Origin of the sequence: Thauera phenylacetica B4P, from assembly GCF_000310225.1 — a bacterium.
GTDB lineage: Bacteria > Pseudomonadota > Gammaproteobacteria > Burkholderiales > Rhodocyclaceae > Thauera > Thauera phenylacetica.
This window is the reverse complement of record NZ_AMXF01000291.1, coordinates 1-4395: the sequence shown is the minus strand read 5'-3', so window position 1 is coordinate 4395 and position 4395 is coordinate 1. Positions and strand designations below refer to the sequence as shown.

7 protein-coding genes are annotated in these 4395 nt (G+C 72.8%); 3 read left to right on the top strand and 4 right to left on the bottom strand.

What is annotated here, in order from left to right:
- Positions 1-229: 229 nt before the first annotated feature.
- The 3 genes from C667_RS26720 to C667_RS20630 are packed head-to-tail and all read left to right on the top strand — an operon-like array spanning position 230 to position 2167.
- The gene (locus C667_RS26720) at positions 230-364 is read left to right on the top strand and encodes a hypothetical protein (RefSeq protein WP_004381208.1); all 135 of its coding nucleotides are present in this window, start codon (positions 230-232) and stop codon (positions 362-364) included.
- A complete protein-coding gene (locus C667_RS20635) occupies positions 345-1220 on the top strand; it encodes an ATP-binding protein (protein WP_004381206.1) in 876 nt (291 codons plus the stop codon). The genes C667_RS26720 and C667_RS20635 overlap by 20 nt, the downstream gene beginning before the upstream one ends.
- A complete protein-coding gene (locus C667_RS20630; protein ID WP_004381204.1) occupies positions 1217-2167 on the top strand; it encodes a Nudix family hydrolase in 951 nt (316 codons plus the stop codon). Before C667_RS20635 ends, C667_RS20630 begins: the two co-directional genes overlap by 4 nt.
- A gap of 31 nt (positions 2168-2198) precedes the next feature.
- On the opposite strand, the gene yacG is transcribed toward C667_RS20630, so the two are convergent.
- From yacG to C667_RS20610, 4 genes are all read right to left on the bottom strand, one after another.
- Entirely contained in the window at positions 2199-2420 is a 222-nt protein-coding gene (yacG, locus tag C667_RS20625; RefSeq protein ID WP_004381202.1) for a DNA gyrase inhibitor YacG, read from the bottom strand.
- A 2-nt stretch (positions 2421-2422) separates the two neighbouring features.
- Positions 2423-3178, bottom strand: coding sequence for a cell division protein ZapD (gene zapD / locus C667_RS20620; protein WP_004381200.1), 756 nt, complete (start codon positions 3176-3178; stop codon positions 2423-2425).
- An 85-nt stretch (positions 3179-3263) separates the two neighbouring features.
- On the bottom strand, positions 3264-3878 hold the full coding sequence (gene coaE / locus C667_RS20615) for a dephospho-CoA kinase (RefSeq protein ID WP_004381197.1): 615 nt from the start codon (positions 3876-3878) through the stop codon (positions 3264-3266).
- 13 nt (positions 3879-3891) lie between these two features.
- On the bottom strand, positions 3892-4395 hold a 504-nt coding region (locus C667_RS20610), incomplete at its 5' end, for an SPOR domain-containing protein (protein ID WP_004381195.1).

The following is a 4395-nucleotide window of genomic DNA, read 5'->3' as shown; positions in this document are numbered from 1 at the left end:
AGCCGGCGCTGCGCTGGGGCAGGGCGGGCAGCTCGGGCAGGGAGCGCAGGCGCGCTCGCCCGAGGGCTCGGGCGTGCCGGGCAGGGCGGCGCAGGCGGCCAGCAGCAGGGCGGAGAGGGAAGGAACGAGGGCGTTGCGGGTGCGGTGGAGCATCTTGCGGGGCATCGGTTGAACTCGGCTGTCTTTGCCGCCAGTATACCGGGCCCCCACAGGCTGCCGGAGACGGAAGGTGTGGCTGATCTTTCTCGAGCTCGGCGTCGCGCTCGCGCTGCTGCTGGTCGTAGGGCTCGCCCTGCGCCAGCCGCCTGCGCCCGCGTGCGACCGGGACGACTGCGGAAACCCCGATGACCAAGGAACTCGCTGACCTGCTCGCTCGCGCCGAAGGCGTGCTGGCGCGCCTCGAAACCCTGCTGCCCGGCCCCGCCGCCGCGCCCGACTGGGACGCCGCGCTCGCCTTCCGCTGGCAGCGCCGCCATGGCCGCGCCGAGCTGCGCCCGGTGCGCGCCCCGCACCGCATCACGCTCGCCGACATCCAGGACGTGGATGACCAGAAGGCACGCATTGACCGCAACACCCGCCAGTTCCTCGCCGGCCGGCGCGCCAACAACGTGCTCCTCACCGGGGCGCGCGGCACCGGCAAGTCCTCGCTGGTGAAGGCCCTGCTCACCGAATACGCCGCGCGCGGCCTGCGCCTGATCGAGGTCGACAAGACCGACCTGGTCGACCTGCCCGAGATCGTCGAGCTGGTCGCAGGCCGGCCGGAGCGCTTCATCCTGTTCTGCGACGACCTCTCCTTCGAGGAGGGCGAGGACGCGTACAAGGCCTTGAAGAGCGTGCTCGACGGCTCGGTCTCGGCGATGTCGGACAACGTGCTGATCTACGCCACCTCCAACCGCCGCCACCTGATGCCGGAATACCACGACGAGAACCTGCAGACCCGCCACGTCGACGGCGAGCTCCACCCGGGCGAGGCGGTGGAGGAGAAGATCTCGCTGTCCGAGCGCTTCGGCCTGTGGATCTCCTTCTACCCCTTCAGCCAGGACGAGTACCTCGACATCGCCGCGCACTGGCTGCGCAGCTTCGGCGCGAGCGCAGACGAAATCGCCGCCGCCCGCCAGGAGGCGCTGCAGTGGGCGCTGATGCGCGGCTCGCGCTCCGGCCGCGTCGCCTGGCAGTTCGCCCGCGACCACGCCGGCCGCCTGCAGGACGATGCACGATGACGCGCAAGCGGGTGGAGGTCGCCGCGGGCGTGCTGCTGCGCGAGGACGGCTGCTACCTGCTCGGCCAGCGCGCGCCCGACACGGTGTATGCGGGCTACTGGGAGTTTCCCGGCGGCAAGGTCGAGCCCGGCGAGAGCCCGGCGCAGGCGCTGATCCGCGAGCTCGACGAGGAGCTCGGCATCCGCGTCACCCGGCTGCGGCCCTGGCTGTGCCGTGAGCACCTCTACGAGCACGCTCACGTCCGCCTGCACTTCCACGAGGTGGTGGCCTGGGAGGGCGAGCTCGCCGACCGGGTGCACAGCGCGCTCGCCTGGGTGCTGCCGGAAGGCCCCGCGCGCGCGCCGATGCTGCCCGCCAACGGACCGATCCTGAAGGCCCTGCGCCTGCCGCGCACGATGGGCATCACCCAGGCCGCGGAGATCGGCGTCGAGGCCCAGCTCGACGCGCTCGAGCGCGCGCTCGCCGCCGGCCTGCGGCTGGTGCAGGTGCGCGAGTCCGCGCTGCCCGAAGGCGTGCGGGAAGCCTTTGCCCGCGCGGCGCTCGCGCGCGTGCGGGCGCATGGCGGCCTGCTGCTGGTGAATGAGGACGAGGCGCTCGCGCGCCGCATCGGCGCCGACGGCGTGCATCTGCCGGCGCGGCGCCTGATGGCTGCGCAGGAACGACCGGATTTCCCCTGGGTGGGGGCGTCCTGCCACGACCGCGCGGAGCTCGAGCGCGCCGCGGCGCTGGCGCTCGACTACGCCTTGCTTGGCCCGGTGCTGCCGACCCTGACCCATCCCGGGCAGGCGGGTATGGGCTGGGACGGCTTCGCGGCCACGGCGGCGGGACTGCCGCTGCCGGTGTTTGCCCTCGGCGGGCTGGCGCAGGACCACATGGAGCGTGCGCGCGACGCCGGCGCGCACGGCGTCGCCGCGATCCGCGCGATCTGGAAGCCTGTCCGGGATTGAAGGCGCGCGCGCCGCAAGGCGCCGGCGGCGCTCAGCGCCGCGGCATCTCGCCGGCGCCGGGCGGCTGGTAGTCGAGCTCGTCGAGCGGCGCGTCGGGCGGCGAGCTCGGGACGCGGTAGCCCTCCGAGGCCCACTCGCCGAGGTCGATCTGCTTGCAGCGCGCCGAGCAGAACGGCCGCCAGCGACTCTCCGGCTTCCATTCGACGTCCTTGCCGCAGGTCGGGCAGCGCACGGTGCGGACGCGGGTGTTCATGTTCACAGGCTGCAGAAGGTGAGCTCGAAGGCGACGTCGCGCTCGGCGACGCGCGGGCGCGCGACGGTCTCGGGCAGCATGAAGCGCACGTTGAGCGCGTACTTGTTGGCGCTGATCTCGGGCACCACGGTCTCGGACTGCGCCAGGCGCACGCGCAGCATCTGCGCTGTGCGTCCCGCCATGGTGAGCTGGAAGGCGCCGGCGCGCGCGTGCAGCGGCTCGGGGTGGCCGCTGGCGCGCAGCAGGCGCAGCACGATCTCGATGCCGTCGCGGATCGGCGCCATCGGCTGCATCCAGGTCCCGAGGTCGCCACGGCGCACGGCCGGGTCGCGGTTGAGCCAGTAATGGTAGGAGGGCAGGTCGAACTGGCACACCCCGCCCGGGATCGCCGCGCGGCTGCGGATGCTCATCAGCCACTCGTTCTCGCGCAAGTACTGGCCGATCTTGCCCGCCATCGCGAGCAGCCCGGTGGAGGCCTGCTCGATCTCGTAGAGCGCGCCGGCGAGCGCCTCCTCGGAGATCTCGGGGTTGTTGCGGAAGGACATCAGGATCTGGCGCTGGCGCTCGAGCTCCTGCACCAGATCGACCTTGAGGTCTGCACGCCCGGCCACTTCGAGCGTCTCGAAGATGGTCAGCAGCGCGACGTGGTGATCCTGCGGTGCGCCACCCGCGGTGAAATGGGCGATCTTGAGGAACAGGTCCTCCAGGCGCAGCAGGGTGCGGATGCGCTCGTTGAGAGGATATTCGTAGCTAATCACCGCAGCGTGTCCGCCTGTATCGCACCTGTTCAGATTCGCGCCGATGATAGCACAGGGCCCCTTCCCGCCACGGCGAGGCACGGTTTCAGTGCGTCGCGGCGACGAGGTAGGCGGCGTGCAGGCGCTCGACCTGCGCGTGCAGGGAGGCGAGCGTGCCGGCGTTGTCGATCACGTCGTCGGCGGCGGCCAGGCGCTGCGCGCGGCTGGCCTGCGCGGCCATGATGGCGCGGATCTGCTCGTCGGCGAGCCCATTGCGCACGCGCACGCGCTCGAGCTGCAGCGCCTCGGGGCAATCGACCACGCAGATGCGGTCGCAGCGCTCGCGGTAGCCGCCCGACTCGACCAGCAGCGGCACCGCGAGGATCACGTAGGGGCCGCCGGCCGCCAGGCACTGGCGGGCGCTCTCGGCGCGGATCATCGGGTGCAGGATGGCCTCGAGGCGGCGGCGCGCATCGGGCTCGCGGAAGGCGAGCGCGCGCATCGCGGTGCGGTCGAGGCTGCCGTCGGGCGCGATCATGGCGTCGCCGAAGTCTGTGCGGATGGCCTCGAGGGCACCGCCCCCGGGGGCGGTGAGCTCGTGGGCGATGCGATCGGTGTCGACCACGCTCGCGCCGAGCGCGACGAAGCGGTCGGTGGCGGCGCTCTTGCCGCTGCCGATGCCGCCGGTGAGGCCGACGATGTAGGGGCGCTTCACGCTCATGTCCTTCTCCGCCTCAGCGCGTGCAGGCCTGGCGCCTGGCGCGTAGCCCGGGCGCGGCCGACTCGACGATGCGCAGCTCGTTGGCCGGGACGTTGGCCTGGATGCGGTAGCTGGTGCTCATGCGCGGCTCGATGCCGGCGTTGTCGACGCCCTTGGCGCGCAGCTGGCCGAGCAGGATGCGGGCGCGGTTCTCGGTCTTGAAGAGGCCGAGCGAGACCGCGTTCTGGTTGGGGCCGGACTCCTGCACGATGAAGGTGTCGCTGACGCCGAGCAGGTTGAGCTCGACGACGCGGCGCTCGGCCTCGCTGCGGTTGCGCTGCGGCGGGATGCGCACCCACCAGGCCTCCGGCGTCTCGCTGCGGCTGCGCGCCGCGGTGATGCCGATGCGGCGCAGGCGCTGGGCGAGGCGGTCGGCCTCGCTGGCGCTGAGGTCGCCCCACGCATGGCACAGGGCGGGCGGCGCCGGCGAGGGGGCGGGGACCACGGCGGGCTCGGCGGGCGGGGGTTCGACCGCGGC

What these genes read in the sequence shown, in the direction of transcription:
- coaE (WP_004381197.1), bottom strand. Translation starts at nt 3,878, where the DNA reads ATGAGCGTGAAGCGCCCCTACATCGTCGGCCTCACCGGCGGCATCGGC.
- yacG (WP_004381202.1), bottom strand. Translation starts at nt 2,420, where the DNA reads ATGAACACCCGCGTCCGCACCGTGCGCTGCCCGACCTGCGGCAAGGAC.
- C667_RS20635 (WP_004381206.1), top strand. Translation starts at nt 345, where the DNA reads ATGACCAAGGAACTCGCTGACCTGCTCGCTCGCGCCGAAGGCGTGCTG.
- C667_RS20630 (WP_004381204.1), top strand. Translation starts at nt 1,217, where the DNA reads ATGACGCGCAAGCGGGTGGAGGTCGCCGCGGGCGTGCTGCTGCGCGAG.